The 26,178-nt window shown below is 70.7% G+C and carries 42 protein-coding genes and 1 pseudogene; 9 read left to right on the plus strand and 34 right to left on the minus strand.

Annotated features, from left to right (window positions below; all coding sequences use genetic code 11):
* Nucleotides 1–5: 5 nt before the first annotated feature.
* From ACZ4Z3_RS34110 to ACZ4Z3_RS34140, 7 genes are all read right to left on the minus strand, one after another.
* Nucleotides 6–1,547 carry a terminase large subunit domain-containing protein gene (locus tag ACZ4Z3_RS34110; protein ID WP_468504675.1) on the minus strand — a complete coding sequence of 514 codons (1,542 nt, stop codon included), beginning with the start codon at nt 1,545–1,547 and terminating at the stop codon, nt 6–8.
* Complete coding sequence (locus ACZ4Z3_RS34115; RefSeq protein WP_468504676.1) at nt 1,510–1,785, minus strand: hypothetical protein; 276 nt, start codon at nt 1,783–1,785, stop codon at nt 1,510–1,512. The genes ACZ4Z3_RS34110 and ACZ4Z3_RS34115 overlap by 38 nt, the downstream gene beginning before the upstream one ends.
* Before the next feature lie 138 nt (nt 1,786–1,923).
* A complete protein-coding gene (locus ACZ4Z3_RS34120) occupies nt 1,924–2,160 on the minus strand; it encodes a hypothetical protein (RefSeq protein WP_468504677.1) in 237 nt (78 codons plus the stop codon).
* The gene (locus ACZ4Z3_RS34125; protein WP_468504678.1) at nt 2,157–2,423 is read right to left on the minus strand and encodes a hypothetical protein; all 267 of its coding nucleotides are present in this window, start codon (nt 2,421–2,423) and stop codon (nt 2,157–2,159) included. Before ACZ4Z3_RS34125 ends, ACZ4Z3_RS34120 begins: the two co-directional genes overlap by 4 nt.
* 10 nt (nt 2,424–2,433) lie before the next feature.
* Nucleotides 2,434–2,727 (minus strand): HNH endonuclease, encoded by a 294-nt coding sequence (locus ACZ4Z3_RS34130; RefSeq protein WP_468504679.1) that lies wholly within the window; start codon nt 2,725–2,727, stop codon nt 2,434–2,436.
* 371 nt (nt 2,728–3,098) lie between these two features.
* On the minus strand, nt 3,099–3,578 hold the full coding sequence (locus ACZ4Z3_RS34135) for a hypothetical protein (protein WP_468504680.1): 480 nt from the start codon (nt 3,576–3,578) through the stop codon (nt 3,099–3,101).
* A 159-nt stretch (nt 3,579–3,737) separates the two neighbouring features.
* On the minus strand, nt 3,738–3,917 hold the full coding sequence (locus tag ACZ4Z3_RS34140) for a hypothetical protein (protein WP_468504681.1): 180 nt from the start codon (nt 3,915–3,917) through the stop codon (nt 3,738–3,740).
* Between the two features lie 112 nt (nt 3,918–4,029).
* Between ACZ4Z3_RS34140 and ACZ4Z3_RS34145 the strand changes: the two genes are divergently transcribed.
* Nucleotides 4,030–4,275 carry a hypothetical protein gene (locus ACZ4Z3_RS34145; RefSeq protein ID WP_468504682.1) on the plus strand — a complete coding sequence of 82 codons (246 nt, stop codon included), beginning with the start codon at nt 4,030–4,032 and terminating at the stop codon, nt 4,273–4,275.
* 164 nt (nt 4,276–4,439) lie between these two features.
* Here ACZ4Z3_RS34145 and ACZ4Z3_RS34150 read toward each other — a convergent pair whose 3' ends face one another.
* The 25 genes from ACZ4Z3_RS34150 to ACZ4Z3_RS34270 form a co-directional block, all read right to left on the minus strand.
* Nucleotides 4,440–6,527, minus strand: coding sequence for an FtsK/SpoIIIE domain-containing protein (locus ACZ4Z3_RS34150; RefSeq protein WP_468504683.1), 2,088 nt, complete (start codon nt 6,525–6,527; stop codon nt 4,440–4,442).
* A 94-nt stretch (nt 6,528–6,621) separates the two neighbouring features.
* A complete protein-coding gene (locus ACZ4Z3_RS34155) occupies nt 6,622–6,795 on the minus strand; it encodes a DUF6257 family protein (RefSeq protein WP_468504684.1) in 174 nt (57 codons plus the stop codon).
* Nucleotides 6,795–6,995 carry a hypothetical protein gene (locus ACZ4Z3_RS34160; protein ID WP_468504685.1) on the minus strand — a complete coding sequence of 67 codons (201 nt, stop codon included), beginning with the start codon at nt 6,993–6,995 and terminating at the stop codon, nt 6,795–6,797. Before ACZ4Z3_RS34160 ends, ACZ4Z3_RS34155 begins: the two co-directional genes overlap by 1 nt.
* A 99-nt stretch (nt 6,996–7,094) precedes the next feature.
* Entirely contained in the window at nt 7,095–7,421 is a 327-nt protein-coding gene (locus ACZ4Z3_RS34165) for a hypothetical protein (RefSeq protein ID WP_468504686.1), read from the minus strand.
* Nucleotides 7,418–7,594, minus strand: a complete 177-nt coding sequence (locus ACZ4Z3_RS34170) for a hypothetical protein (RefSeq protein WP_468504687.1) — start codon at nt 7,592–7,594, stop codon at nt 7,418–7,420. The genes ACZ4Z3_RS34165 and ACZ4Z3_RS34170 overlap by 4 nt, the downstream gene beginning before the upstream one ends.
* On the minus strand, nt 7,591–8,700 hold the full coding sequence (locus ACZ4Z3_RS34175) for a conjugal transfer protein (protein WP_468504688.1): 1,110 nt from the start codon (nt 8,698–8,700) through the stop codon (nt 7,591–7,593). Before ACZ4Z3_RS34175 ends, ACZ4Z3_RS34170 begins: the two co-directional genes overlap by 4 nt.
* Entirely contained in the window at nt 8,697–9,431 is a 735-nt protein-coding gene (locus ACZ4Z3_RS34180; RefSeq protein WP_468504689.1) for a DUF6907 domain-containing protein, read from the minus strand. Before ACZ4Z3_RS34180 ends, ACZ4Z3_RS34175 begins: the two co-directional genes overlap by 4 nt.
* Nucleotides 9,428–9,847 carry a sigma factor gene (locus ACZ4Z3_RS34185; RefSeq protein WP_468504690.1) on the minus strand — a complete coding sequence of 140 codons (420 nt, stop codon included), beginning with the start codon at nt 9,845–9,847 and terminating at the stop codon, nt 9,428–9,430. The genes ACZ4Z3_RS34180 and ACZ4Z3_RS34185 overlap by 4 nt, the downstream gene beginning before the upstream one ends.
* 100 nt (nt 9,848–9,947) lie before the next feature.
* Nucleotides 9,948–10,220, minus strand: coding sequence for a hypothetical protein (locus tag ACZ4Z3_RS34190; RefSeq protein WP_468504691.1), 273 nt, complete (start codon nt 10,218–10,220; stop codon nt 9,948–9,950).
* Nucleotides 10,217–10,390: a hypothetical protein gene (locus tag ACZ4Z3_RS34195; protein WP_468504692.1), complete on the minus strand. Its 174-nt coding sequence runs from the start codon at nt 10,388–10,390 to the stop codon at nt 10,217–10,219. The genes ACZ4Z3_RS34190 and ACZ4Z3_RS34195 overlap by 4 nt, the downstream gene beginning before the upstream one ends.
* A complete protein-coding gene (locus ACZ4Z3_RS34200; RefSeq protein ID WP_468504693.1) occupies nt 10,390–11,055 on the minus strand; it encodes a hypothetical protein in 666 nt (221 codons plus the stop codon). Before ACZ4Z3_RS34200 ends, ACZ4Z3_RS34195 begins: the two co-directional genes overlap by 1 nt.
* A complete protein-coding gene (locus ACZ4Z3_RS34205) occupies nt 11,052–11,381 on the minus strand; it encodes a hypothetical protein (protein WP_468504694.1) in 330 nt (109 codons plus the stop codon). The genes ACZ4Z3_RS34200 and ACZ4Z3_RS34205 overlap by 4 nt, the downstream gene beginning before the upstream one ends.
* Nucleotides 11,378–11,647, minus strand: coding sequence for a hypothetical protein (locus tag ACZ4Z3_RS34210; RefSeq protein ID WP_468504695.1), 270 nt, complete (start codon nt 11,645–11,647; stop codon nt 11,378–11,380). The genes ACZ4Z3_RS34205 and ACZ4Z3_RS34210 overlap by 4 nt, the downstream gene beginning before the upstream one ends.
* Nucleotides 11,644–11,844: a hypothetical protein gene (locus ACZ4Z3_RS34215; RefSeq protein WP_468504696.1), complete on the minus strand. Its 201-nt coding sequence runs from the start codon at nt 11,842–11,844 to the stop codon at nt 11,644–11,646. The genes ACZ4Z3_RS34210 and ACZ4Z3_RS34215 overlap by 4 nt, the downstream gene beginning before the upstream one ends.
* A 9-nt stretch (nt 11,845–11,853) precedes the next feature.
* On the minus strand, nt 11,854–12,366 hold the full coding sequence (locus ACZ4Z3_RS34220; RefSeq protein ID WP_468504697.1) for a single-stranded DNA-binding protein: 513 nt from the start codon (nt 12,364–12,366) through the stop codon (nt 11,854–11,856).
* A 105-nt stretch (nt 12,367–12,471) separates the two neighbouring features.
* Nucleotides 12,472–12,768 (minus strand): hypothetical protein, encoded by a 297-nt coding sequence (locus tag ACZ4Z3_RS34225; RefSeq protein ID WP_468504698.1) that lies wholly within the window; start codon nt 12,766–12,768, stop codon nt 12,472–12,474.
* The gene (locus ACZ4Z3_RS34230) at nt 12,765–12,983 is read right to left on the minus strand and encodes a hypothetical protein (protein WP_468504699.1); all 219 of its coding nucleotides are present in this window, start codon (nt 12,981–12,983) and stop codon (nt 12,765–12,767) included. Before ACZ4Z3_RS34230 ends, ACZ4Z3_RS34225 begins: the two co-directional genes overlap by 4 nt.
* 90 nt (nt 12,984–13,073) lie before the next feature.
* The gene (locus ACZ4Z3_RS34235; protein WP_468504700.1) at nt 13,074–13,229 is read right to left on the minus strand and encodes a hypothetical protein; all 156 of its coding nucleotides are present in this window, start codon (nt 13,227–13,229) and stop codon (nt 13,074–13,076) included.
* A 54-nt stretch (nt 13,230–13,283) separates the two neighbouring features.
* Nucleotides 13,284–14,447 (minus strand): AAA family ATPase, encoded by a 1,164-nt coding sequence (locus ACZ4Z3_RS34240; protein ID WP_468504701.1) that lies wholly within the window; start codon nt 14,445–14,447, stop codon nt 13,284–13,286.
* Nucleotides 14,444–15,304 (minus strand): toprim domain-containing protein, encoded by an 861-nt coding sequence (locus ACZ4Z3_RS34245; RefSeq protein ID WP_468504702.1) that lies wholly within the window; start codon nt 15,302–15,304, stop codon nt 14,444–14,446. The genes ACZ4Z3_RS34240 and ACZ4Z3_RS34245 overlap by 4 nt, the downstream gene beginning before the upstream one ends.
* An 85-nt stretch (nt 15,305–15,389) precedes the next feature.
* Nucleotides 15,390–15,665, minus strand: coding sequence for a hypothetical protein (locus ACZ4Z3_RS34250; protein WP_468504703.1), 276 nt, complete (start codon nt 15,663–15,665; stop codon nt 15,390–15,392).
* Between the two features lie 8 nt (nt 15,666–15,673).
* Nucleotides 15,674–15,856, minus strand: coding sequence for a hypothetical protein (locus ACZ4Z3_RS34255; RefSeq protein ID WP_468504704.1), 183 nt, complete (start codon nt 15,854–15,856; stop codon nt 15,674–15,676).
* Nucleotides 15,853–16,074: a hypothetical protein gene (locus tag ACZ4Z3_RS34260; protein WP_468504705.1), complete on the minus strand. Its 222-nt coding sequence runs from the start codon at nt 16,072–16,074 to the stop codon at nt 15,853–15,855. The genes ACZ4Z3_RS34255 and ACZ4Z3_RS34260 overlap by 4 nt, the downstream gene beginning before the upstream one ends.
* Entirely contained in the window at nt 16,071–16,655 is a 585-nt protein-coding gene (locus tag ACZ4Z3_RS34265; RefSeq protein WP_468504706.1) for a DUF6907 domain-containing protein, read from the minus strand. The genes ACZ4Z3_RS34260 and ACZ4Z3_RS34265 overlap by 4 nt, the downstream gene beginning before the upstream one ends.
* Before the next feature lie 83 nt (nt 16,656–16,738).
* Nucleotides 16,739–17,017 (minus strand): helix-turn-helix domain-containing protein, encoded by a 279-nt coding sequence (locus ACZ4Z3_RS34270; RefSeq protein WP_468504707.1) that lies wholly within the window; start codon nt 17,015–17,017, stop codon nt 16,739–16,741.
* A 90-nt stretch (nt 17,018–17,107) separates the two neighbouring features.
* On the opposite strand from ACZ4Z3_RS34270, the gene ACZ4Z3_RS34275 reads away from it, so the two are divergent.
* Nucleotides 17,108–18,004: a helix-turn-helix domain-containing protein gene (locus ACZ4Z3_RS34275; RefSeq protein WP_468504708.1), complete on the plus strand. Its 897-nt coding sequence runs from the start codon at nt 17,108–17,110 to the stop codon at nt 18,002–18,004.
* A 57-nt stretch (nt 18,005–18,061) separates the two neighbouring features.
* On the opposite strand, the gene ACZ4Z3_RS34280 is transcribed toward ACZ4Z3_RS34275, so the two are convergent.
* The gene (locus ACZ4Z3_RS34280; protein ID WP_468504709.1) at nt 18,062–19,552 is read right to left on the minus strand and encodes a recombinase family protein; all 1,491 of its coding nucleotides are present in this window, start codon (nt 19,550–19,552) and stop codon (nt 18,062–18,064) included.
* A 36-nt stretch (nt 19,553–19,588) separates the two neighbouring features.
* Here ACZ4Z3_RS34280 and ACZ4Z3_RS34285 point away from each other — a divergent pair.
* From ACZ4Z3_RS34285 to ACZ4Z3_RS34310, 6 genes and pseudogenes are all read left to right on the plus strand, one after another.
* Nucleotides 19,589–20,200 (plus strand): annotated as a pseudogene (locus ACZ4Z3_RS34285) (ATPase, T2SS/T4P/T4SS family); the annotation flags it as partial.
* Nucleotides 20,184–21,038: a type II secretion system F family protein gene (locus ACZ4Z3_RS34290; protein ID WP_468504710.1), complete on the plus strand. Its 855-nt coding sequence runs from the start codon at nt 20,184–20,186 to the stop codon at nt 21,036–21,038. The pseudogene ACZ4Z3_RS34285 and the gene ACZ4Z3_RS34290, both read left to right, overlap by 17 nt.
* Complete coding sequence (locus ACZ4Z3_RS34295) at nt 21,035–21,829, plus strand: type II secretion system F family protein (protein ID WP_468504711.1); 795 nt, start codon at nt 21,035–21,037, stop codon at nt 21,827–21,829. Before ACZ4Z3_RS34290 ends, ACZ4Z3_RS34295 begins: the two co-directional genes overlap by 4 nt.
* Nucleotides 21,830–22,075: 246 nt before the next feature.
* Nucleotides 22,076–22,300: a DUF4244 domain-containing protein gene (locus ACZ4Z3_RS34300; RefSeq protein WP_468504712.1), complete on the plus strand. Its 225-nt coding sequence runs from the start codon at nt 22,076–22,078 to the stop codon at nt 22,298–22,300.
* Complete coding sequence (locus tag ACZ4Z3_RS34305) at nt 22,287–22,676, plus strand: TadE family type IV pilus minor pilin (protein WP_468504713.1); 390 nt, start codon at nt 22,287–22,289, stop codon at nt 22,674–22,676. The genes ACZ4Z3_RS34300 and ACZ4Z3_RS34305 overlap by 14 nt, the downstream gene beginning before the upstream one ends.
* Entirely contained in the window at nt 22,673–23,056 is a 384-nt protein-coding gene (locus ACZ4Z3_RS34310) for an Rv3654c family TadE-like protein (protein WP_468504714.1), read from the plus strand. Before ACZ4Z3_RS34305 ends, ACZ4Z3_RS34310 begins: the two co-directional genes overlap by 4 nt.
* 114 nt (nt 23,057–23,170) lie before the next feature.
* Here ACZ4Z3_RS34310 and ACZ4Z3_RS34315 read toward each other — a convergent pair whose 3' ends face one another.
* Nucleotides 23,171–25,657, minus strand: coding sequence for a DEAD/DEAH box helicase (locus ACZ4Z3_RS34315; protein ID WP_468504715.1), 2,487 nt, complete (start codon nt 25,655–25,657; stop codon nt 23,171–23,173).
* 83 nt (nt 25,658–25,740) lie between these two features.
* Here ACZ4Z3_RS34315 and bldG point away from each other — a divergent pair, with 83 nt between their 5' ends.
* On the plus strand, nt 25,741–26,082 hold the full coding sequence (bldG, locus tag ACZ4Z3_RS34320; RefSeq protein ID WP_005475923.1) for an anti-sigma factor antagonist BldG: 342 nt from the start codon (nt 25,741–25,743) through the stop codon (nt 26,080–26,082).
* The last annotated feature ends 96 nt before the right edge of the window (nt 26,083–26,178 follow it).

Raw genomic sequence — 26,178 nt, forward strand, 5'->3', positions numbered from 1 at the left:
TCCGTTCAGTAGATCGAATCGAGCGGGTCATAGTCGTCGAGGACGTGCGGGCCCCGGATCACCAGCGCCCACCGGGCGAACGTCACCGCGCACAGCGGGCTGATCTCCGTCAGCGAGCTGGTGCGGTCCAGCGTCCAGGCGTCGCCCTGGCGCCGGGTCCTGGCCCCGTTCACCGCGGCCGTGAGCGGCACCTGGTCGATGTGCCGCACCGTGCCCTGGTTCATCGCGTCGGCCAGCTGCCCGCACGCCTCAGTGATGTCGCCCGTCCGCATCACGGCCAGGTCCCCGCGCTGCGGGTTGTCCTTGTCCTCGGGGACGTCGATGCCCGCCGCGATCAGATCGTCTATCAGCGAGGCGGCCGGCGAACCCGCGGCGACCGCCACCGCGACGGGCTTCCACAGCGCGTGCAGCTTCACCATCGCGGGCACCACCCAGTCGGTGCCCGGCCGGTACGCGACGACCTCGACGTGCACCTTGCCGTCGGGTCGCAGCGAGGCCGCGCTGATCGCCGAGCGCTGACGGTCCTGCGACACGTCCAGCGCCAGGGCGACGCTCACGGCGTCCGGCCGACTGGCCTCGTCGACCAGCCCGGTCCACTTCCCCTTCGGCACGTTCGGGTCCGTCGGTGGCGTCGGCTTCCGCGTCCGGTTCAGGTAGGCCCGGTCGAACTCGGCAGGGTCCATCTTCGCCAGCTCGGCGGCGATGACCGCCTCGGTGACCGTGTGCCCCAGCGCGGGCAGCGTGGCGTACCAGGTGGCCGGGTCGCCGCGGTCCATGTCGTCCGGGGCGAACCACTCGAAGTAGCAGACCGCCGGCCATGCCCCGGTCTTCCACGCCTCCTCGATGAGCGCCCGGCCGATGGCCCGCTTCTTGTTCAGCCACACGCTCTTGGTGGTGCCGCCCGCAGACGCCCACCACAGTTGCGCCATCGGGCGCGTGGTCATCGCCGGAGAGAACGCCTGCTCCAGCCTGTCGTCCTCGTGGGCGAACGCCTCGTCGATGAACCCGAGATCCAGCGCGGGGCCGTGGCCGGCCTTCTCCGTGTTGGCGGTGATGCCCATCTTCGAGCGCGTGCCCGGCCACAGGATCGCCTCGTTGCCGTTGCTCTTACGGATGCGCGCCTTCCTGGCCAGATCCGAGTCGGAGATCTTCTCCCAGAACTCGTCCTCCCAGCGCTGCCTCGCCATGCCCCGGGTCTGCGCCGCGTACACGATGTTCTGTCGCCGCCAGGCCAGGGCCCGGTGGACCTGAGCGGCCAGGCACAGCTCGGTCTTGCCCTGCTGCCGGGACACCGACAGCCCGACCTCGCGGTGTGCGAACAGACCGGTGACCGGGTCGATCTCCAGGGCCACGTCGCTGACGTACTTCTGCCACGGCATCGGCGGAGCGCCGAGCTTCTCCATGACGCGCCACAGCTTCGGCCCCAGCGACGGGCGGTCCGGGTTGCGCGGAGTCCCCCACAGCGGCGGGCACTTCAGCCCGTACCGCTCCTCGAGGTCCTCGGCGAACTCACTCGGGGGACGCCAGATCTCCGAGGTCGTCGTCATCGTCGGGCGCCCGTCCCTCCAGCAACTGGGCGAGCGTCTGCCGCAGCTCGCGGGTCAACTGGGGCAGGAGCTTGTCCTCGGCGGGCACGGCCTCGCCGCACGTGTCGCACTGGGCGGTCGCCGCCGTGTCGATCCTGCGGGCCAGCGAGTAGGCCAGCTCGGACAAGGACGGCTCGACGCCGACCAGGTCGCCGAGCTGCTCGACGTCGCTCCGGACGGCGTCCTCAACCGAGCCCACGGCCGCCCCCTTCCATGATCAACCGGATCACATTTGGCCCGGGGGGAGAAAAATGACAGGAGGGCGCGGGGTTGCGAAATGTCCGTTTCTAAAAGATCTCGGGGACCGTGAAGCAGACCAGCCTTGTGACCTGGTCGTTCACCCCAGGGTTCGAGGGTGCTGTGCCGCCAGCTCCTCGATGCTCGGCAGTTCGCTGCGGTCGACGAGGCCGGTGTTGAGGCCGCAGGGGCAGACGGCGATGGCCTTGCCGGTGAGGCGTCGCTCCATCCATCGGGTGCCGTCGTCGTCGGGCGGGCCGGGCCGTGATTCGATCTGGCCGAGGACGGTCAGGTGGTGGTCGAGTGCCCACGAGGTCGTCTCGGTGTCCGTAGTCATGACGCTCCCTTCGCCTCAGAGGGTGGTGTCCAGCCCAGCGCGACCAGTGCTTCGGCCGTGGCCTCGGGGATGAGTAGCTCGGTCTCTGGTGAGCTGATCCTGGTGACGTCGTGGACGTTGAGTTGCAGCGTGACGCGCGGATGTTCCCACGCATCGGCGTGGACGGTGACGGCTGTGACGGCGCTGGAGATGTCGACGCCGTCGACCGTGACGCGTGCGCTGTTCCCTTTCCCCTCGAACTGGAACGAGTGCGTGTTGGGCATGGCGTCCTCTCTACGGTCCGGCGAACCAGTCGACTGAAGTGACGAGTTGGACGACGTCGGCGAGGGGGCGGTCGCCCTTCTCGTTGTTGCACTTGCGGAGGCAGACGGGGCAGCCGGCCGTGCCGTGGATGGGCGCCAGGTTGTCGGGGTCGAGGCGGGCGCCGCCCTTGCTCACCGGGATGACGTGGTCGACGGCGTCGGCCCCGCCGTGCCCGCACACGATGCAGACGTCCGACTCGGCGAGGACGCGCCCGCGTGCCCGCCGATAGTCGTAGGAGACGAGTTCGTCGCGGTTGGTGGCCATGGCCGCTCCTCGCGCTGTCAACCCGGGCCGTGATCTGCTGTCTCTCATGGCAGAAAGAAGATGGGGCGACGAGTGGCGTCCCGGGATGAGGGTCCGCATGCTCGACACAAAGGCGGCTCCGCCTGTCGAGCGTGACGGGGTGATCAAGGACCGGTCTTGGGGAAGAGACCGCGGCAAGCCGATCTGGTGGTTCCAGATCCTCTTCGACGGTGACACCGAAGCCCGTGTGTATCACCCGTCGGCGATACACGCGGGGGTCGAGGCCGCCCGTAAGTTGTCCTCCGGCGAGTAGGCGCCCTGCACGACGGAGCCCCGGCTGGTGAGTAGTCAGCCGGGGCTTCCCCTGTGTCGCGGGTCCTTGGTTGGGGACTTCACTGCTGCACAGTGCCGTCCAGCGCCTCGGCGACCTTCGGGGCGAGGCGCACACTGTCGGCCCGCGCGTCCTTGCTCTTGGTGGGCAGGCTGACCGCCCAGGTGTCGCCGGTGACGGCTACCCCGCCGAAGCTCTTGGAGAGTGGGATCCAGGCCTTCAGTGCCTCGGCGTTCGGGAACATGTTGATGCCGCTCTCGCCGGGCGCGGCCTGTCCGGCCTTGTCTGTGATCGTGAGGCCGTAGGACGTCCCGCCGACTTTGGTGATGTAGGACTCGTCGGTCCTCTCCTTGGGCGTGGACGCTTTGAGGCCGGCGTCGTTGAGTGCGGCGGCGATGTTCGGCGCGGTGTCGAGCTGACGGGCCTCGGGCGCCGCAGAGTTGCCTCCGCTGCTGGCCTTGCTGTCGCTGCCGCTGGTGCAGCCGACGAGGACGAGGGTGAGTGCGGCCGTGACGGCGCCGATGGCTCTGCGAGTGTGCATGGTCCCCCCTGGGCTTGTGGCGCAGAAGGGGCATCGTGGCACAGGCGCGCGCGGGTGGGGCGGAAACGGCGAAGACCCACGCGATGGTGGGTCTTTGAGGGTGTCTGGGTCCGGGCACGCCGGACGTGCCTTGAGTGTTACAGCCTGTTGGCTAATGGGTCAAGCTGCGGCGGGCGTTAGGCGGTCGCGTAGTTCGTGCAGGTCGACGAGGTCACGGCCTTCGGTGTCGTGGCCGTGGTGGGTGAGCTTTCCGCGGTGGAGCCAGACGCGGATGGTGCCGGGCCTGATTCCGGTGGCTGCGTGGGCGGCGTAGGCGTCGACGAGGAGGGGCTCTCTCATGCCTCCATGGTGCGTCAGCGGGCGCCGGACGTGAGACAACTGACTGCTGCGCCCGAGTGAAGCCGCCGCGCGGCGAAGCGGGAGCTTTCCGCATCCTCCATAGCTTGGCGACGTGCCCTCATTGATTACCGCCAGCCAACTGGCGGGTAGTTGCACCGGCCCTGTTGGGCTTATGGCGCTCGGTGTGGTGATGTTTCTGGTCGGAGCCGCCGGGTTCATCCACTACGTGATCGCCTGGTTCGCTGCCAGCATGCAGCCCGAGGACCCGATGTTCGGATGCATGGGCTTCGTTGGTCTCGTGATCGGCTACTTCCTGCTCAGCTCGGTCTGGTCGGACGGCAGCCTCTGCAACTCCTGACCGGCGGGGCGCAGTCTTCCGTAAGCCATTTTCTGGCACAGATCCGGGACTCGGTTGAAGGCCCGAAACTCGAAACTTCGCAGGTGGGGGTCGATATCGGGGGCGAAACCGGTTTCGGGCCAAGGTGAAACCGCGGCCTTGATCCGAAACCGGTTGGAGTGCCTCTACTCGCCGTCCTCGGCGGGTGGGATGTCCTCCCTGCGGAGGCCCTTGGCGCCGCCGCAGCAGTCCCGGATGGTGAGCTGCCGGGTGGACACCTTGAAGGGCTTCAGGGCCGCTGAGAGCGCGGTGGAGGCACCGACGGCGTCCATCTCGGTCCACGGCCGGTACAGGTCGGCCCGGTAGGCGGCGAGGGCCTCGACGAGGCGGTGTGAGTGGACGGTCTCGACGCCGTCGGGCCAGATGGCGCGCAGGTGGTCGAGGACGGTCTCGACGTCCTTCTCCTCGACGGTCGCGCCGGCGGACTGCCCGGACAGGGTGCCGGCGGCCGTGCGGAGTGCGAGGGCGCGCTTGGCGATGTCCTCGGCTTCGGTCTGCTTGATGAACGCGGCCCGAACGGTGATGCCTTCGCGGCCGCGGGCGAGGATGCCGGTGCCCTGCTCGTCCACCGAGATGTCGGTGGCCCTGAGGCCGCGGTCGTAGGCGCCGGTGCCGAGGACGTTGTTGTTGGCCCTCCAGTCCATGACGGCCAGGCACAGGCGGGTGCCGACGCTGCTGGAGACGGAGGACGGCAGGGATGGGGCGTCGGGGTTCTGGGTGAGGAGGATGAGGATGATGCCGTAGGCGCGCGCCTTCTTGATCAGGCGTGTGGCCAGGGCGGCGGCCTCCTCCTTGTAGTCGGCGTGGGTGAACAGCTCCTGCACCTCGTCGATGACGATGACGCGTGGGCCGAGCTGCTGCTCGGGGTACTTCTCGGCGAGGGCGCGGGTGACCTTGCGGCCTTCGGGGACCTCGGAGGCGGGCAGGGAACGCACGAAGGCGGCGCGGCGCTGGTACTCGGCGATCCCGGAGCGCATCCCGGCGAGGGCGGCCTCCAGGTCCTCGTCCTCGTCGCCGGAGACGTACCGGTGGCAGATGGGCTTGACGGAGTCGAGGTCGCCGGAGCCCTTCAGCTCGTAGATCCACAGTTCGGCCGTCGGGTCGAGGGCGACGCCGAGGACGATCGCGAGGGCGCAGGAGGTCTTGCCGGAGCCGGGGATGCCTCCGACCAGCAGGTTGGAGTACATGAGGGTGATCTCGACGAGGTTGCCGCGCGGGTCGAAGCCGTAGGGGAGCGGCTCGTACACGTCCGCCTGGCCCTCGTGCATGAGCGGCCACAGCTTCCGGCCGGCCTTGGCGGGGTCGCGCTGCGCGACCCAGAGGACGAGGCGGCCGGGGTGGGCGGTGCGGTCGGCTTCGGGCCACACGGTGCTGATGGGGCGGCGCATGGCGGCGGCGAGCGCGGCCCGCTTCTCCAGGACGGCGGTGGCCTCGATGCCGGGCGGGAGGTCGACCTCGGCGCGCCAGCCGGGGCCGTCGCGCATGACCTCGGAGGCGAACTCGACGCCCTTGCGGCCCTTCTTGCCCTCGATGCCGATGGCGGCGAGGGCGTCGAAGACCTCGGTGGAGTCGAGGCGGCGCATCACGTTCCTGGCGACGTAGCGGGTGATCAGCGGCTTGTCGCCCTTCTTGCCGTGGACGCCGACCAGCGCGGCGGCGGTGACGGCCGCGGTGAGCGTCCAGCCCGGCACCAGGAAGGCGCTGATCAGGCTGGTGATACTCGTGGCCGTGGCGACGGCGAGGGAGGCGATACGGCGCGGCCGGACGCGGCGCGAGTGCTCGCGGGATAGGGCCAGCCACGCTTCGACGTCTGCGGACGCGGCGGCCTTGGCCTCGACGGGGCGGGCCTCGGTGTCGGCGACCCAGCGGCCCCAGCGGACGATGAGACGGCCGGCGCCGCGGGGGGCCCGGAGCAGCAGGCGGGTGAGGTAGACGGGCGCCCGGAGCGCGTGGAACGCGGTGACGTGGGCGTAGTAGCTGACGGTCCACTTGGTGGCGTCCACGAACGCGTCGACGCGGCGCAGGAAGGTGGGGACGACGGGCGGGGCCTCGGCGAGGTACGCCTGCCGCTCGGCGAGCCATGTGCCCTCGGCAGCCTGCTGCTCGGGCGGGTCGACGGGGCGAGGCTCGGCGTCCTGGATGACGTCGATGATGGTCTCGGTGAGGGTGTCGGGGGGCGCGTCCTTGTGGAGCTGTACGACGTTGTTCGTCATCCTGGTCTCTCCGGTGTTTCGTTTCGCGTTTCGTTACGAGCCGGGCCCGGGGACGGTCGCTGACCTGGCGGGATGGGCCGTCCCCGGGGCGGAGCTACTTCTTCTTGCGGCGGGCGGCCTGGCGCTCGATGCGCTCGACCTTGCGCTTCAGGTCGGACAGGTCGACGCTGTCGCCGGCCAGGCCGCGCTTGGCCATGCGGGCGGTGAGGGCGGCGACGCGGAGCTTCTCGCCGGTGGTGAAGTCGCTGAACTTGATGTCGTCGGCCATCACTTCTCCTCGGCGGTCATGGCGGCGGCGATCTCGGCGTGGGCGCGGGCGACGTCGGCCCACAGGGCGCCGGCCGTAGCGGTCGGCTGCACCTTGCGCTGGTGGTCGTTGTGGTGTGCGTACCGGTCGGCCTCGGCGGCGAGCTCGCCGGCGCGCTCGGCGGCGGTGGCGGCCTGGTCGAGGTGTTCCTGACGGTTCACGGTGTCCTCCTTGAACGGGGCTGGGCTGTCCGGCCCCACCGCGCCCCCGCGGGTTTTACTGGGATCCCGGTAAAACCTCGCGGAGGACGGAAGGGCAGGTCAGCGGCCCTTCCGCTGCATGTCGCGCCACACGTCCCGCAGGACGAGGACGACGATCGCGCCCACGCCGCCGAGGATGGCCAGCGCGATGGATGCGAACGCCAGCCCGATCGAGCCGACGCACACCGCGCACGCAATGCCGATCCACTCACCGGTACTGCGGCGGGCCTTCGGGTGGTCGTGCTGGCACTGGTGGGCGGGCGCCGGGGCCTGCTGTGCGGCTGCGGCCTTGGCCAGGTCCACGGCGGCGAGCGCCAGCTGTACGGCGACCGTGTCAATCTCCGCGGCGCGCACCGCGGCCTCGGCCTTGTCGAGGGCGTCGCTCATCGGGCCCACCCCCTGATGCGGCGGGTGATGCGCGGCCGGGCGATGACGCTGGCGGCGAACGCGAGGACGACCGGCTGAGACACGACCGCGGCGGCCACGGTGAGGACGACGGAGAGCAGCGACGGGTAGGCGACGAGGAGCCCGAGCAGGGCGCCGAAGACGAGGCGCATCATGCGTATCCCCCCTCCATCGGATTGGCCGGGGCCTCGGCGACGGTCTTCTTCGCGGCCCGCGACAGGGCGGTGCGGACGTAGGGCTCGTCGACGATGAGCCGCCGGTGCTGGGCGATGTGCTCGGCGATCTCGCGGGGTGATGCGTCCGCGCCGAGCGTGGATGCGGCTTCCTCGACGGCGCCTTGGAGGTTGACCGGTTCCAGCTCGCTGACCTGGTGATGCGCGGGCGGATCAGGCCGATGCACCTCGTACTCGGGTGGCAGATGGCCGAGGACGACGGCGACCTGTACGGCGTCGACGACGACCCCGTAGGAGACGAGGAGGGAGGCCAGCTCGGGCGGGGGCGCATCAGGGTGCGCATCAGCCGCGATCCGGATCACCTCGGCCGGGTCCATCTCGGCGAACTTCGCCCGGAGCACTTCCTGCGCCGACCGTGCCGGGGCGGGACTGGCCTCCTTCTGGGAGGGCTGTCCGCCGTACATGGCGGCGAGGGCCGCATCAGCTCCCTCGCGGACGCGGACGCGCTGGACGTCGACCAGACCGGCGCCGAGCTCGGTGTCGCCCACGCCCACGTACTTCGCGAGGGACCAGTAGCGGCGGACGGCGAGCTTGCGCCGGAACCCGCCGGGGTGGCCGTCGGCGACCGCGCGCTGGAAGGCGAGCTGCCGGGCGGCGTCGGCGTTGCGGCGCATCACCTCGGCGTCCACGCCCGTGCGGTAGACGACGATGCTGCGAGCGATGAACCCCAGCCCTTCGGCGGCCCCGGACATGGCGAGCGGGGTGACCGCGTACACGGCGGCCTCGCGGACATCGCTGGCGATGGTGATGCCGATGCCGCTGGCGGACAGCGGGGCGAGCCACATGCCGGCCCGGACGATCGCGGGTGAGGACTGGCCGAGCATGGTCCGGCCGAGCATCACCATGGCGAGGATCAGGGTGAGGCCCTCGCCGGCGGCGACGACACCGGCGGCGGTGGCCTGGCGGTGGAACTCGGCGACGGCGTTGCTGTAGGTGCCCCAGGCGCCGAAGCCTCCGACGGCGACCATGAGGACGGCGGCCGTACCGAGGACTCCGGCCTGCCCATTCGTGAGTTCGCGGGTGCTCACTGGTCACCTCGCTGGAGGTGTGCGGCGTCGGCGACGAGGCGGGCCAGGCGGAGCCCGGCGACGTGGAGGCCGTGGGCGACCTGGCGGGTGTCCTCGGCGGTGAAGGTGCCGTCGACGTCGACGGTCAGGGAGATGACCGGGTGGGGTTCGGGCTGGCGCTGCGCGTAGGGGGCGTGGCTGAGGTGGGCGTCGAGAATGTCGACGGTGCCGTGTTCCGTGTCGGCGGCGGCGGTGATGTGGCGGCCGTTGTGGGTGAGGTCGGCGAGGTGGACGACGTGCTCGTTGTCGTGGCCGGTGCACCAGGCGGGCTCGGCGGTGACGATCTCGCCGCAGTCGAGGGTGTCGAGGACGACGGCGCCGTCCGGGTAGCGGGGCGACTGCCGGCGCGGCTCGGGTACGGGCGACGTGGGGTAGGCACGGTCGATGGCCGCCTCGAACGCGGCCTGCAGGTCCGGGCTCACCGGGGTGGCGGCCCGCATGTCCTCGACGTGCTGCGAGAACTGCAGGTAGCCGGTCGCCGCCAGATAGCCCTCGACCTCGGCGCGCACCTCCTCGACGGACATGCCCTCGACGGGCCGCTCCACGTTGGTGTCGGCGTAGCCGTAGGACAGGGCGGTCGCCAGCTCCTCGCGGGACATCTGGAAGTCGACCCGCACCACGACCACCGCGGGCCCGGTGTCGTCGTTGACGTTCTGCACCACGGTCGGCCCGAATACGGGGAGGCTGCTCATGCCTGGCCTCCCTCGGCGCCGATGCGGGCGGTGCGGAAGCCGGTGGCGGCGGGGATGTAGTAGCCGGCGCCGGTGCCGCCCAGCTCGCGGTTGCTGTACTGCCAGCTGCCGACGTCGGTGGGCCGTTCGTGGGTGTTCCGCATGGCGCGGAAGTGGTGGCTGATGGACTGCCGGGCCATGACGCGGAGGAGTCCGCCGACGTCGCGGGTGGTGTCGAGGCGGCCGAGGTAGCTGTAGAACGCGAGGAACGTGTTCTGCGCGAGGTCGTCGACGAGGTGGCTCTCGCTGGCGTTCAGCCGGTTGTGGATGGTGGCGCGCACCATCGGCAGGTACTGGGTGTAGGCGGCGGTGAAGCACTCGTTGAGCTGCTCCGCCGGGGTGCCGCGGCGGTGCGCGGGCATGGCAAGATCGGTCATGCCGACTCCTGGTTCGGTCAGGATGTTCGGTAGAGGGTCGGGCGGTGCGATCGCCTCCCTGGTGTTCCAGCACCGGGGAGAGCTGCTGTCCGGCCCTCGTCTATTCGGTTGTGTACTTCTTGATCGCCTTAGCTACGGCGGTCCAGCTGAGGTTCAGCTCTTTCGCCAGGGCGTAGACGCTGCCGAGCTCGGCGGCCCCTTCCTTCAGGGCCTGCGCTCGTCGCTTCCGGGCCTGCTCTGCTTGGTCGTCGAGCTGTTCCAGCAACTCGTCTTCCACGCGGATGCGTGCCCGCCATGGGGGTGTTTCCACCTCTCCGAGGATATCGCACGGGGGGTTATATGCAACCCCCTGTTGCGTATCGGTCGCGATCACCCTGACTCCTCCAGGCTCCGTGCCCGCTGGAACGCTGCATGGATGAGGCGTTGCGCCTCGGCGAGGTGGCGGGCGCAGATCTTCAGCTCGGCCTCGGGGTCGACGGCCTCGCCGGTGCACTGGTGGCCGCGGCCGGACAGGACGCGACAGGTGACGATGCGTCCGGGCATCAGGCCACCCCCATTTCGTCACGGATTTCGTCACCTGTTTCGTCGCACGCCCCGGGCTGGAGGCGGGCGAGGTCCTCGAAGTCGGCGGCCTCGTACACGCACCCGCACCAGTCGCAGACGAGACTCGTCTGGCCGCGCTGATGCCAGATCACCGCCCCGCACAGGACACCCGAGGAGTCGACGGCGACGCACTGGCCGATACGCCGGCCGCGGTCCGGGAGGGCGCCCACGATCGACAGAGCCGCGCCCTCCAGCTCTCGGATCTCGCGGGCCAGGTCCCCGGCGGCCGGATAGCCGGCGGCGATCCACGACAGCTCCATGCCCAGCCAGCGGGCCGCACGCGCGACCCGCCCCTCGACGGTGCCCTCGACTGCTGGCTCACCCCAGCCCCGCACCCGCTGCACGTCGGATCGCCAGCTCTCCAGCACCAGGGCGATGCCGCCGTACCGTAGGTCGAGGACCGACTCGTCGACGGGCATCCGCGAGGCGGCGTGGCCGCGGGAGACGAACTCGGTGGCGGCGCGGGCGGCCGGGTCGAGGAACCCGGCCAGCGCCTCGTACAGCTTCGGCATCCGCTCGAGGCGCTCCGCCAGGGCGAGCACGTCACCCGGGCACAGGTATCCGTGCTCGAGGTCGCGCTCACACAGCCCGCAGGACGCGGTCACAGCGCCACCTCCGTCTTGATGCCGCCTCCGGCCGGGAAGGTGTCGCGGACCGTGCGGTAGTTCTCCAGGTTCCTGAACCAGGCCCACAGCAGGACGGACTGCTCCCAGCCCAGAAGTTCGTAGAGTGGCGACGTCGTGGCTGCCAGTTCGGGTTTCACCCACCAGCCTCGGACGTGCCCTTCCAAGGCTTCAGCGATCTCGGCGGCAGGCCCCCAGCCGAGCTTGAGGACCATCGCTACGGCCAGGGACTCGAAGGTGTATCCGCCGTCCTGTTCGCGGATCCGTGTCGCCTCTGTGAGCCAAGGCTCGATGCCTGCTGCGTTCACGTCTGCTCCTTGCTGGCGAGGATTTCGCGGAGCTTGTCGAGCTTGTCGGTGGCGCGGCCAAGATCCGCCATCGCCTGCAGGTACATGCGAGCCAGCGGGTCAACGGCCTTCACCAGCCTGTCGATGACGTCGTCAGCCGGGGCCCACGTGTAGCCGCCCTCGATCCGGTTGCAGTACGGCATGGTGTCGTCGTCGGGGTCGATGAACTGGGCGAGCGCGGCCCGGAACGCCTCACGAAGCCCGTCCTCCGTGCGGGGCGCGGTCATGCCTGCCTCCGGTGCTGCAGCTGGTACAGGCGGAGGCTGGACAGATAGCGGTCACCGGCCGACCGCTTCATGGCGGCCTGAGCCTGGGTGGCGCTGCGGCGGGCGTCCTTGCTGGCCCAGTAGGCGTGCAGGATGCTCATCCCCTGGGCGCCGAGGGCGACGCCGGTGAGGAGCATCTGGATCTCGGTCTCGGTCATGGCCGTCTCCTAGAAGGGGGGCTCGTCGGAGTAGCCGGTGCCCTGGGCGGCGGGCTGCTGCTGCGCGCCACCCCATCCGCCACCCCCCTGCTGGGCGCTCGCGGGCTTCGCGCCGGCCCAAGGGTCTCGGTTAGAGCGACCCCCTTCCTGCTGGCTGCCGCTGGTCTTGGTGACCTTGGCGGTGGCGTAGGTGAGGGACGGCCCGACCTCGTCGACGTCGAGCTCGTAGACGGTGCGCTTCACCTGCTCCTTGTCCTCGTAGGACCGCTGCTTGAGGCGGCCCTGGACGATGACGCGGGTGCCGCGCGCCAAGGACTCGGCGACGTGCTCGGCGGCCTGGCGCCACACCGAGCAGGTGAGGAACAGGCTGTCGCCGTCCTCCCACGCGTTGGTCGTCTTGTTGAAGACACGAGGGGTGGAGGCGATGCGGAACTTGGCGACGGCCACGCCGGCCGGGGTGAAGCGGAGCTCGGGATCATCGACCAGGTTGCCGACGACGGTGATGACGGTCTCGCCTGCCATGGCGGACTCCTTCGGGTTGTGAGGTCCCTCAGGGACCTTGCAAATGCGGGATGCTGGGTGGGAGGCCGGGCCCGATATGCGCGGGCCCGGCCGGTGTTGTGCGGGTCAGGCGACCGGTGAGGACCAGGACAGCGGGGCTTCCCACGTCCGGCGGATCTCCACGCCCTTCAGCCCGGGGGTGTGCTCGCGCAGCTCGGTCTCGGTCCACACCTGGTCACCCCAGATGAAGGCCGGCTTGACCTCGGTGTGGACGGTGCCGTCGTTCAGGCGGGACTGGACGACGGTGGCCCAGCCGATGACGGGGCAGACGACCTCTCCGGTCTCACCGCCCAGGTCGAAGGCGACGACCCAGTCGGAGCCGACGGGGGTCATGTTGATGACGCTGCCGGTGGCGATGTTCATGAGTTCTCCTTGGTGGTGTCGTTCGAGGCGGGCGGGGTGTCCGTCTCGGTTCCATCCGTCGTGCGGATGGAAGCTTGGTTGCGGAGCTTGGCGGCGTGCCGGAGGGCGAGGCCGCGGCGGCGGTTGGCGGCGAGCGCGGCGCGGCGCCGCTTGGCCGCTTCGGCGCGGGCGCGGGCGGCGGCGATCTTCTCGGCCACGATGTCGTCGACGTTCACGGGTCGGTCACCTCGACGGGGCCGACGAGGGTCTGCGCGGCGACGGTGAGGCGGTCCTGCCAGTGATCGAGCTCGCACATGCTCGTCCCCTTACACACAATTTTGATTGATGACATTGATGAGATTGGGGCTGACCTGGGGTTTCTCGGTGACGAGATTGGTGACGAGAATGCGATCCGGGGTGACGAGATTGGTGAGGATGGCCGCCTCAATCTCGTCACCAATCTCGTCAATCTCGTCAGCCACACCCTGTGGAGAAACCGCAGGTCGGGCCCAATCTCGTCAAGCTCGTCATGTACGTCAGGCTGTACGGGGGAGGTCCGCCTGGACCTCTCGCTCCCACGCCTCGGGCAGGTACCAGTGCGACGTGCGGTCGCGCCCGAAGCCCTGCTGCTTCGAACGGATGCCGAGCTTCTTCTTGGCCCGGTCGATGGCCGACTCGCTGAACCCTTCCTTCTTCGCGGCCTTCTTGATTTCGCGTGCCTCGTCGGATCCGCCGAGGTCGGTGAGCCAGCCCTGCAGCCACTCGACGACCTCGCTGCTCGACCCCGCGGAGTCGCCGTTCGTCTCGGCCCGCATGACGTCCCGCACCGAGGTGGTGGACTCCGGGCCGAGGACGAACCGAGAGACGTAGGTGGGGCCTTCGCTGGTGTCGACCGTGACGGGCTGGATCTCGTAGCTGTGCGACGGCAGGCCGACGCGCCCGAGGTTGTTCTTCTCCAGGCTCATGACGAACTCCTCTTCGCCCTCCTCGTTCTCCTGTTTGGCGAACGCGATCAGGCTTCGGATCAGCTGGCCGAACGCGCCGGAACCGGCGATGCGGCTGAGGGGGTCGGTGCCGCCCGCCTTGGTGAAGTGGGCCAGCCCGAGGATCGTGAAGTCGTGGGCGTCGGCGGCTGCGACGAGCGGCTCCAGCGCTGAGCGGACTTCGGCAGCCCGGTAGTCGTTGATGCTGCTGTCGATCATTGAGAGCAGCGGGTCCGCGACGAGCAGGCCGACGCTGTACGCCTCGGCGGCCTTCCCCATCAAGGAGATGTCCTTGGGCAGGGTGAGCCGCGCGTGCATCTCCTCGTCGTCCTTCACGTCGACGCGGAAGACGAGGTCCATGTTTGCGCCGGCCGCCACGAGGCGGGGCGCGATGGTGTACGACCAGGAGTCCTCAGTCGCCGCATAGATGACGCCGCGAGGCTTGCCGTACAGCTCGCCCGGCAGGGTGCCAGTGGTGATCCGTGCCGTCAGCCACACGGAGAACTGGGACTTGCCCAGGCCGGGCCCGCCGGCGGCGATCGCCAGGGAGTTCAGCGGGATCCGTCCGTGTGAGGTCGGCGGGGCGCCCTCGGGAGTGGTGTCCCACAGCCACCGAACCCGGCGGAGGCGGATCGAGGACGCCGGGGTGAGAACGAGGCGTCGGGCCGTGTCCTCCTCGGCGTCCACGGTCGGCCGCCATTTGGGCTCGTCGCTCACGCGGTCACCGCCAGGTCGCCCGGATGCGGCACGGGCGCCCACACCTGCACGAATTGGGAGTCCTTGTGTCCCGCGGCGAAGTGGTCGGCGGCGTCCTTCCCGGTGAGCGCCTGGACGACGTAGACGGAGTGGGCCAGGCCGCGCAGAGACTCGACGACTGCCGTCGCGTGCTCCTGTCCCTTGGCATCCCGGTCGGCGACGATGGTGACGTCTGCGCCTTCGAGGTACTGGGCGTGCTCGGCGGTCCACTTCCCGGCGCCCTGGGCGTTGCACGTGGCGGCGAGTCCGTGGTCGACGAGCGCGTGAACGTCCTTCTCGCCCTCGGCGATCCAGATGACCTGGTCCGCCAGCTTGGCGGCGAGCAGCTCGGGGAGCCGGTAGGGGACGGTGCGGACGAGCCGGTTGCCGTTGTCGTCGTTGAGCTTCCAGCGGCGCCCGGACTTGGCGCCCGGGTCGGGCCGCCACTGGAAGAAGCACTTCGCGTCGCAGCGGGTGACGCCGTGGACGACGGCCCTGTTCTCGTCGCGGTACAGGTACTGGGCGACGCGCTTGTGGCCGCGGTCCCGGCAGGGGATCCACAGGTCATCGGCGGGCCGGTCGCGCTCCGCACGCTCGAGGGGCTTGTCGAACAGGTCGGCCAGGGTCCAGCCGATCTCGGCGAGGAACTCGTCGTTGCCCTCGCACTTGTGGCAGTAGACGGCGACGCCGTCGGAGGTCCGCGTGATGGCGACGGTGTCGGATGCGTCACCTCCGTGGCAGATGCCACGCGTGCGGAGCTTGCCTCCCTGGTAGCGCGTGGGCTCGCCCCGGTCGCGGAGGAAGTCCGCGAGCCTGTTGAAGGCGATGGTGTCAGTCACGAACGGCTCTCTTCTTCGAGCTGGATCAGTTGGTTCGTGGAGTGCGGGCGGGCGCCTGGCGGGGGATGGTGGCGCCCGCCCGCGGTCATGCGGCCTTGCGCTTGGACCGGGCGATTTCCTCGGCGGCGGTGGTGATGCGGGTGCACCAGTTGCGGGCCGCGGTGAGGACCGTGACCGGGCTGGGCTGCTGCTCCAGGTCGTGCCGGATGGAGTCGAGGACCATCTCGTGCAGGGCCTTCTCCGCTGCGCGCTGGACGTACAACTCGTCGACGTCGGGGGTGTCCACGCTGTGGACCCCCTCCACCGCGTCGAGGTCGGCAGGCTCGTCGACGGGCCACTGGCCGGGGCGTCGCTCGGTCACTTCTCCTCCTACGTGCGATAGATGGGCCAGCCGGGCCCGGTCGGGATTTCGGGCAGGCCGCGCAGCGCGCGCGGGGTGTGGGCGGGGCGGCGGTTGCCGGGGACGTACCGGCGGACGCCGTCGGTCTCCTTGCAGTGCCGTGCCTCGGCACCGATCCAGTGGCGGCACTCAGGGCGGGGGCTGTCCTTCACGCCGCCTCCTGGGCCCTGGTCGTGACGGTGCTGAAGGCAGTGCGGATGACCGCCCGCTGTTCGTCGGTCAGCGGCGGGGCGGCGGCGACGATGGCCTCGATGCGCGCCCAGTAGGCGGCGTTGCGGGCGGGGTCCTCGAAGCGGACGGGACGGTCGCGGCGGGCCGTGCGGCCGCAGGCTCCCCCTGCGGCCGCCACGGTGTTGTCGGCGCCGGTCACGCGGTGGCCGCCTTGAGGTGCGGTCGCATGGCGCGCAGCTGGTTGAGGAAGCCGGCCAGATTGGTAATGAACGTGTCGAGCTCGGGGCCGTCGACGAGGGTGCCGTTGCCGTTCGAGCCGGTGATGGAGAGGGAGGCGCCGTCGCCGTCGCTGGCGTCGGAGCAGAGCCGGGCCCGCAGCAGGACGCCCTCTTCGGTGGGCATGGAGCGGGGGGCGCGGACCGAGGCTATGGGTCCTTCGTGGTCGATGTACTCGCCGTCGTCGTCGGGCTGACTGACGAAGCAGGCGCCGGGCTGGCACCACGGGTGGTGCCCGGGTTCGCTGGCCTGCCGGTTTGTGGCGGCCTCGTAGTCGATGGCGAGCTGCGCGATCTGGTCGAGCTTGGTGTGCCCCTCGTCGACCTTGGCCAGCATCTCCGTCAGGGTGACCACCTGAAGGTCACCCTGGTGCGGCTCGGTGCTGGCGAGCAGCATCGGCTGCCCGGTTTCGAGGTCGTGCATGATCTCCGCCATGAGGCGGGCGTCGTGGGTCTGCTCGGTAAGGGGCGACGGCCTCGTTGACGTCTCGGATACTCTGCTCATGAGCTGGTTCCGTTTCTTCCTTGCAGTGGAGTGCGGATTGCTCGACTGGCGCCGCCGGCTGGACTCCGGCGGCGCCGCCGTTTTCAGGCGGCCGATCCCGACTGGACTTCGGGACCGGTGCCGTTGTGGGCGTCGGCATGCGGCGTGATGTGCAGGACGCGAAGAAGGTCCGCAGTGACCACCCGGTATGCCCTCCCCGCACGGATGACCCGGCAGGGGAACTCGCCGCTCCGGGCAAGTGCATATGCGGTAGTCCGACCGACTCCGAACGCGCGGCCAGCCGTCACGACGTCGATGCTGGCGGGCAGGGCCAGCAACTCCTCTCGTGTCAGCGCATGCGCTTCTGTGTCGACTTGTGTCATGGCGTGTCACTCCGCTGAGCCGTTGAGTGCTTGTGTCACAGCATGGAGGGTTGTCTTGTTGCGTGTCAAGGAGTGTCGTACTGTGCTGTCATGACACAACAGGAGTGGCCCGAGCGCCTAGCAGCGCAGGTTGCGGGTGAAGTGCGACGTCATCGCGCTCGCCGAGGTATGAGCGCGCAGCAGTTGGCAGATGAGTGCAAGCGGATCGGCATGCCGATTCAGCGATCGGTAATCGCCAATTTCGAGAACGGGCGACGTGCCAATGTTGGCGTGGCGGAGCTTCTCGTATTCGCAGCGGCGTTGCGAGTTTCACCTCTCGAGCTAGCCTTTCCTGTCGGATACGAGCCGGTTTCGGAAGGGCTGCCTGGGCGAAATGGAGACACTTACTCGTGGGCGGCTTGGTTCTCCGGGGAGCTCGACGGTCCCCGGTCGGGATTTGAATTCGCTACCGACGAGGTGCGTGCGATGGATATCGTGCGTAACTTGCTACCGATGATTGAGACGCTTCTCCATAGCAAGGAGCAACTGTCTGACGCGGAAGCCGCCTACGCCGAAGTCGAGGAAGCGGCGCAGTCGGCGGCAGACCGGGTCGCGGCGGCTGAGCAGCAAGTACAGTCAGTACTGGCCAGGAGGGAGGCGAATGTAAGTGCTCGTGAGGGTGAAGCGGACGTGTCTTCCGACAAGTACGAGCAGCTGTTGGATGAGGCCAGGCAGCTTGCGAACATGCAAAAGATGGCCATGAATCGTCTCCAACAAGCACGCCAAGAGGCGCGGGAGTTTGCGTCCAAAGAGAGTTCGGTAAGTTTTTGGCGTGAGCAAGTTAAGGAGGACGAGAAGACGGTTCGAGAGATTCTCGCTGACTTCACGAAGTATGGGTACGTGCTACCACACATTCCCGAAGAGTGGACTTACCTGTTGCAGCCCGAACCTGAAAGCTCTCCGAAACGCAGCAGGCGAACCAGGCTGAAGCCTCAGGGCAAAGACTAGGCTGCAGTCCGCCGATCAAATGGTGATGAGAGTGCGTCGCTAAAGCCTATAGGTTTCTTACGGTCCGCCCCGCTTCCACTCAAAAGCGATGGCGTCGTAGTCGAAGTACCCGCCGTCGGGCATGCGCCCGGGTCGCGGTGTCTTCAGCGTCACCTCGACCAGCGACCGCAGCACAGTCCGCTGCTGCTCCAGCCCCAGCCCTCGCCACGCCTTCCGCACGTCCGGCGCACCGACCAGACCCACCAGCGGGTCGACCGTGGCTGCACGGGCCAGCTGCTTCGTCACGCCCTCCAACTGCGCGCGGGCTGTGTCGGTGCCCTGGGTGAACTGCACCATGTCGATTTGGCCGGCCCCGAACAGTGCGGCCAAGTCCGTCATGCGCCGGCGGATCTGTTCGCTCTCCGCCTGCAGCCCCGAGACGTCGATGTCGTCCGGGCCGGGCAGCAGCAGCTCGTGCGCGTCGTCGCGCTCCAGGCGCTCGACGATGGTGTCCTCGACGTACTGGTCGACGGTCTCGGCGCGTCGGCCGCCGCCGTGCCCGGTCTGGCACCGGTACGACGGATACGACCGGCCGCCGGACTGTGTGACGTACACGAAGTGCGTGCACGCATCCCGGCCGCACCGGTACAGCAGCGACCCGAGCCACTTCGGCTGGGCGCCCGGGGTCGTCGTTCGTGACGGGTCCGTCAGGATCGCCACGACGGCCCTGAACTTCGTCTCCTCCACGATCGGCTCCCACTTCCCGCGGCCGACCTCCTCGCCCTTGTAGACGGCGATCCCGGCGTTCCTCGGGCGCATCAGCATGTCCCGCAGGTCCTGGTGGGTGACGGGGTTCCCGCGGGTCGTGGTGATGCCCTTGTCGGCGCACCACTTCACCAGCGACCGGATCGACCCGCCGGAGAGGATCTCGTCCGTCCAGAAGCGGAGGGCCTCGGCCTCCTCGGGGACAGCCTTCGTCATGTCGAGCTCGGGCACCTCGGTCTCTTCGCCGGTGCGCCGGTCGACCTTCGTGCGGGTCTCCCCGGTGGGCAGGCCCCACCCGAACGGGCGGATGCCGCCCGCCCATTCGCCGGCCATGGCCTTCTGCTGGCGGGCGCGGGCCACGCGGTGGCCCTTGTGCTCGGACTCCTGGCGGGCGACGGCGCCGAGGATCCGCGCGGTCATCCGCCCGGACGGCGTGGCGAGGTCGATCGTCCCGGCCTGCACGGTGTGCGTGGAGATGCCGCGCCGGTCGGACAGCTCGATGTACTCCTCCAGCTCGACGATCGAGCGGGTGAGCCGGTCGGTGTGCCAGACGATGACGACGGTGGCGGTGCCTTGGTCGAGGTCGGCGAGCATGCGCCGGTAGTCCGGGCGGAGCTTGCCGGAGTAGGCGCTCACGTCGTTGTCGACGTAGGTCTCGACGACGTTCCAGCCGTTACGGTCTGCGAGCGCCTGGCAGTCCTCGCGCTGCCGGTCGACGCCGAGGCCGGCGCCGGTGCGGTCCTGGCTGATGCGGCAGTAGATGACCGCGCGCGTCCGGGCGTCCCCCGTTGGAGTGCTGCTCATGCCCCGAGTGTGCCCGAGTAGTGGTGTCCCTGTCTGGGGTTCGGGAAGACGACCCTGCTGAGCGCGCTCCTCGGCCTGGTCGACCCGGGCGAGCGGATCGTGCTCGCCGAGGACTCGGCGGAGTTGCGGCCCGACCATCCGCATGTGGTGCGCCTGGAGGGCAGACCGGCCAACCAGGAGGGCGTCGGCCTCGTCGAACTCCAGGACCTGGTGCGGCAGGCGCTGCGGATGCGCCCCGACCGGCTGGTCGTCGGCGAGGTCCGCGGTCCTGAGGTGGTGAGCCTGCTGGCGGCCTTGAACACGGGCCACGAGGGCGGGTGCGGCACCCTCCACGCCAACGCGGCCGGACAGGTACCGGCCCGGCTGGAGGCGCTCGGGACGGCCGCCGGGCTCGATCGGGCCGCACTGCACAGCCAACTGGCGGCCGCGCTGTCGGTGGTCCTGCACCTGGTGCGGGACCGGAACGGGCGGCGCCGGATCGCCGAGGTCCATGTGCTGGAGCGCGACGCGTCGGGGCTGGTCGTGACAGTGCCCGCGCTGCGATGGGGCGCCGAGGCGTTCGTGTACGAGCGGGGCTGGGAGCGGCTGCGGGGCCTGCTCCGGGGCGAACTGCGGGAAGGGAGCGGGTCCTATGACGGGGGCCGATGAGGCGTCGGCCGGCGTGGCCCTGGTGTGTGCCGGGGCGGCGGCCTGGATGGTGGGCGGCGGCCGGGACAGCGTCGCTCGACGGGCCCGGTCCCTGCTGGCCGGTGGCGGGGCGATCGGACCGCCGCCCTGGCAGAGGGCGGCCGGGCGGGTGCGGCGGCTCGGGTTCGAGTGGTGGGCGCCGGTGGCGGGGCTGCTCCTCGCGGTGCTGGGAGCCTCCGTGTTGCCGGTCCTCGCCGGGGCGGCCGGGGTGCCGCTGCTGCGACGGGTGCGGCGGGCCTCGGAGGAACGCCGGGCCCGCGAGCGGCGCGGGGAAGCCGTGGTCGCGCTGTGCGCGGTGCTCGCCGGGGAGGTGCGGGCCGGACGGCAACCGGGAGAGGCGTTGCTGCGGGCCGCACGGGACTCGGGCGGGCTCGGCGAGACGCAGGCGGTGGTGCTGGCGGCGGCCCGGTTCGGCGGGGACGTGCCGGGCGCGCTCGCCGACGCGGCGCGGCAACCGGGCGCCGACGGACTGCTGGGGCTCGCCGCCTGCTGGCGGGTGGCCGTCGACCGGGGCGCGGGCCTCGCCGCCGGGCTCGACCGCCTGGAGGGCGCCCTGCGCGCCGAGCGGGACCAGCGGGCGGACCTGCGCGCCCAGTTGGCCGGCTCCCGCTCGACGGCGGTGATGCTCGCCGGGCTCCCGGTGCTGGGCCTGCTGCTCGGCACCGCCCTCGGCGCCGACCCGCTGCACGTGGTGCTGCACAGCGCGGCCGGGCTGGGCTGCCTGGTGGTCGGCGTGGTGCTGGAGGGCGCGGGCCTGTGGTGGGCGCTGCGGATCGTACGAGGAGCGGAGGCGGCATGAACGGGGAAGTCGTCCACAGGCTGGGGGTGGCCCTGTGCGTCCTCGTGGGCCTGTGGTGGCCGGCCCGGTGGCTGGCCGCCGCCCGGCGCCGACGGCGCCTGCTCGCCCGGCTGGACGCGGTCCTGGCCCTGGCCGCCGCTCCGCCCCGACGGCCCCTCGCCCTGCGAGGCGCCGTACGGCGCTGGCTGCCGGTCGCAGGCGGGGTGTGCGCCGGGTGGGTGTTGGTCGGCGGCCTTCCGGGGCTCGCGCTGGGGCTCGCCGCAGGTACGGGGGTCTGGCAGTGGCTACGGCGGACCAGGAAGGCGGACGGCCCGTCGACGGAGGCGTTCGACGCGGCGGAGGCCGCCCGGCGGCTGCCCCTCGCCGCCGATCTGCTGGCCGCCTGCATCGCGGCCGGGGCGAGCCCTGTCGTAGCCGCCCAGGCCGTCGGTGAGGCCCTGGGCGGGCCGGTGGGGGAGCGGCTGGCCAGAGGGGCGGCGGAGGCCCGCCTCGGGGGCGAACCGGCGGACGCGTGGCGCGCGTTGGCCGCGCTCCCCGGGGCCGACCCGCTGGCCCGCCTCCTGGAACGGGCCGACCAGACCGGCGTACCGGCCGCCGCCCCGGTTGCCCGCCTCGCCGCAGAGGCCCGCGCCGACTGGGGCCGCGTCGCGACGGAACGGGCCCGCCGAGCCGCCGTGATGGTCACCGCGCCGGTCGGCCTGTGCTTCCTGCCCGCGTTCATCGCGGTGGGAGTGCTGCCGGTGGTGATCGGCCTGGCGGACGGGCTGTTGGGAGGAGGTGGTGGGGGATGAGGGCTGGACGGGAGTGAGCGGGGCGGTGACATCGGCGAGCGACTGACCGGCGGACGATGACCGGTCACCGCCGACCGACGCCTGGCCACCGGCGACCGAGGCGACCGGCGACTGATGACCGATGACTGGCGGCCCGTGGCCGATGTCCGGCGATCGATGGCCAGCGGCCTGCGAACGAGCGATGACGAACCGAACGAGCGATGACGAACCGAACGAGCAATGGAACGAGACCTCACGGGGGTTGAGATGTACAAGGCAGTGCGGGATGCGGTGCGGGTCCGGCTGATGGGCGCCCTGGTGCTTCGGGCGCGAGCGGCACGCAGGGACGCCGGAATGGTGACGTCCGAGTACGCCGTCGGCATCATCGCGGCGGTGGCCTTCGCCGCGGTGCTCTACAAGGTGGTGACCAGCGGACAGGTCCAGGCGGAGCTGCAGGAGATCGTCGGGCGGGCCCTCAGTGGCGGGGAGTGAGCCACGGCGGCGCGGCAGGGCCCTGGGCGGCGACCAGGGGTTCGTGACGGCCGAGGCGGCCACGGCCCTGCCCGTGCTGGTGCTGTTCGCGATGGCCCTCGTGTGGGCCCTGCTCGCGGCCTGCGCCCAGATCCAGTGCGTGGACGCGGCGCGGGTCGGGGCCCGTGCCGCCGCCCGCCAGGACCCGCCGGGCGCGGTCGCGGCCATGGCCCGGCGCGCGGCGCCCGACGGGGCGAGGGTCAGCGTCGGCCGGGACGGCGACTACGTCCGCGTCGTCGTCTCGGCCCGCTCGCCGGGCCCCGGCGGCCTGGGCCTTGATCTGAGCCACACGGCCGTGGCCCTGGCGGAGGAGACGGTGGGGGTGGAGAACGGATGAGCATGTCGTCGAACGCCCGCTCGACCGGGTCCTCGACCGCCGGCTCCGACAGGGGGTCCGCGACCGTTTGGGTCGTCGGTGTGCTGGTCGTGCTGTGCGCCGTCTTCGGAGCCGTGCTCGCGATGGGGCAGGCGGTGGTGCTCCGGCACAGTGCGGCCGGTGCGGCCGATCTCGCGGCCCTGGCCGCCGCCGACCACTGGATGAAGGGCGGTGAGGGCGCCTGCGCGACGGCCGACAGGGTGGCACGGGCGCAGGGGAGCCGAATCGTGAGCTGCGAGGTGGAGGGGGAGATCGCGGACGTCACGGCGGCGTCGGGCACCGGCCTGCTGACCGCCGAGGCCAGGGCGAGAGCGGGGCCGCCGATGTCGGCTCCTGGCTAGGGGGCCCACAGGGGCGCCGTCGAGGGGCGCGGGGAAGCGCGGACCACGGCGGCCCCGTCTCCCGGCGCCACCTAGCCCCTGTACGTCGCCCAGCCCCTCCTAGGCCCCGGGCCCCTACGTCACCCCGCCCCCTACGTCACGTCGCCCTCCCTCCCCCGGAGCTCCCCGCAGCAGTTCCGTGAGGAGGCGTACCGCTCCCCGCTTGTGCAAGGGGTCGTTGCCGTTGCCGCACTTGGGGGACTGGATGCAGGACGGGCACCCGGCGTCGCATTCGCACGCGGCGATGGCCTGGCGGGTGGCGTCGAGCCAGGACGCGGCCGTGTGGAAGGCGCGCTCGGCGAAGCCCGCGCCGCCCGGGTGGCCGTCGTAGACGAAGACCGTCGGCAGCAGGGTGTCGGGGTGGAGCGGCACGGAGACGCCGCCGATGTCCCAGCGGTCGCAGGTGGCGAAGAGGGGCAGCATGCCGATCGACGCGTGCTCGGCGGCGTGCAGGGAACCGCCGAGGATCTCGGGATTGATGCGGGCCGCGTCGAGCTGGTCCTCGGTGACGGTCCACCAGACGGCACGGGTGCGCAGCGTACGAGGAGGGAGATCGAGTTTGGACTCGCCGAGGACCTCGCCGGTGATGAGCCGGCGGCGCAGGAAGGAGACGACCTGGTTGGTGACCTCGACGGAGCCGTAGCAGAGCCGGCCGTCGCCCCAGGGGATCTCGGTGTCCGTCTCCAGGACGGAGATGGAGGTCGTGTCACGGGCGACCGTCGAGTAGGGCGGCTCGGCCTGTTCGACGAGGGCGACGGAGTCGTCGAGGTCCAGTTCGCGCACCAGGTACGTACGGCCCTGGTGCAGATGGACCGCGCCCTCGTGGACGGTGGTGTGGGCGGCGCCCGCGTCGACCGTGCCGAGGAGGCGGCCGGTGGCGGCCTCGACGACCTGGACAGGGCGGCCGCCCTGCCCCCGGATGTCGGCGAGGTCGGCGGCCCGTTCCCGGCGGGTCCAGTGCCAGGCCTTGGTGCGGCGGCGCAGCAGCTGGGCGGCCTCCAGCTGCGGCAGGAGTTCCTCGCAGGCGGGGCCGAACAGCGCGAAGTCCTCCTCGGTCAGTGGCAGCTCGGCGGCGGCCGCGCACAGGTGGGGGGCGAGGACGTAGGGGTTGTCGGGGTCGAGGACGGTCGACTCCACCGGTTGGTCGAACAGTGCCTCGGGATGGTGGACCAGGAACGTGTCCAGCGGGTCGTCGCGGGCCACGAGGACGGCGAGGGCGCCCTGGCCGGAGCGTCCGGCGCGGCCCGCCTGCTGCCACAGGGAGGCGCGGGTGCCCGGGTAGCCGGCGATGAGGACGGCGTCAAGGCCGGAGATGTCGACGCCGAGTTCGAGGGCGGTGGTGGCGGCGAGGCCGAGGAGCTCGCCGGAGTGGAGGGCGCGTTCCAGGGCGCGGCGCTCCTCGGGAAGGTAGCCCCCGCGGTAGGCGGCCACGCGCCGGGCCAGGGAGCGGTCGACCTCGGCGAGGCGTTCCTGGGCGATCACGGAGATCAGCTCCGCGCCACGCCGGGAGCGTACGAAGGCGACCGAGCGGATGCCCTGGACGGTGAGGTCGGTCAGCAGGTCGGCCGTCTCGGAGGTCGCGGTACGCCGCACTGGGGCACCCTTCTCGCCCTGGAACTCGGTGAGCGGGGGCTCCCAGAGGGCGAACACCAGTTCACCGCGGGGTGAGGCGTCGTCGGCGACCTCGGTCACCCGGACGCCGGTGAGGCGGCCGGCGGCGACGGAGGGCTCGGCGGCGGTGGCGGAGGCGAGCAGGAAGACGGGATCGGCGCCGTAGCGGGCGCACAGACGGCGTAGGCGGCGCAGTACCTGGGCGACGTGGGAGCCGAAGACACCGCGGTAGGTGTGGCACTCGTCGATCACGACGTACTTGAGGGCGCGCAGGAAGGAGGACCAGCGGGGGTGGGACGGGAGGATGCCCAGATGGAGCATGTCGGGGTTGGTGAGGACGTAATTGGCGTACTGGCGGATCCACTCGCGTTCCTCGACGGGGGTGTCGCCGTCGTACACGGCTGGGCGTACGGCATTGCCCAGAGGATGTGAAAGTTCCTTCACCGACCGGCACTGGTCCGCCGCGAGTGCCTTGGTCGGAGCCAGATAGAGGGTGGTGGCCGCGCGGCCGTTGGGGGCCTCGGAGCCGTCCAGCAGCCGCGACAGCACCGGCACGAGGTAGGCCAGGGACTTGCCGGAGGCGGTGCCCGTGGCGACGACCACCGACTCGCCGTCGAGGGCGTGCTCGGCGACCCGTGCCTGGTGGGCCCAGGGATGTTCGATTCCGGCGCGCTGGACGGCGGCGATGACCTCGGCACGGATCCGGTCCGGCCAGACGGCATGGCGACCCGCACGTGGGGGCACATGCTCCGTATGAGTGATGCGCGAAGCCCGGCTCGGGCCCGAGGCGAGCCGGTCCAGGACCTCGCCCGGCGAGGGGCTGGGTGCGGTGTCCGTCGAGGATCGATCGGAACGGTGATTCTTGGCCATCGGCACCGAGTGTGTCACCGGCGTGACGGACAATGGAGCCAAGGCGTCGTGCACGCCTGCCGGTAAGTGATTGAATGCCATCGCGGCTGGCGAACCGTCCCGGGGGCTTTCAAGCCGAGGTGTCCCGAGGGGCGAACGCTCGATAGCAAGGTGCTGGAGGATCCGTGGACCTGTCCCTGTCGACCCGTACCGTCGGCGATCGTACGGTCGTCGAGGTCGGTGGCGAAATCGACGTTTATACCGCGCCCAAGCTGCGTGAGCAGCTGGTCGAGCTGGTCAACGACGGGAGTTTCCACCTCGTCGTCGACATGGAGGGCGTCGACTTCCTCGACTCCACCGGGCTCGGCGTTCTGGTGGGCGGCCTGAAGCGAGTACGGGCCCATGAGGGCTCGCTGCGCCTGGTCTGCAACCAGGAGCGCATTTTGAAGATCTTCCGCATCACCGGTCTGACCAAGGTGTTCCCCATTCACACCTCGGTCGACGAAGCGGTTGCGGCCACCGACTGATGACGCCGTCCGGGCCCCGTGCCCGGAAGCGCCACAGACAAGTCAAGTGAGGGGACCGGGCCCGAGGGCCCGGCCCTTCGACCGCACGCCCGTAGT

This window comes from Streptomyces sp. NPDC030296, assembly GCF_055572815.1.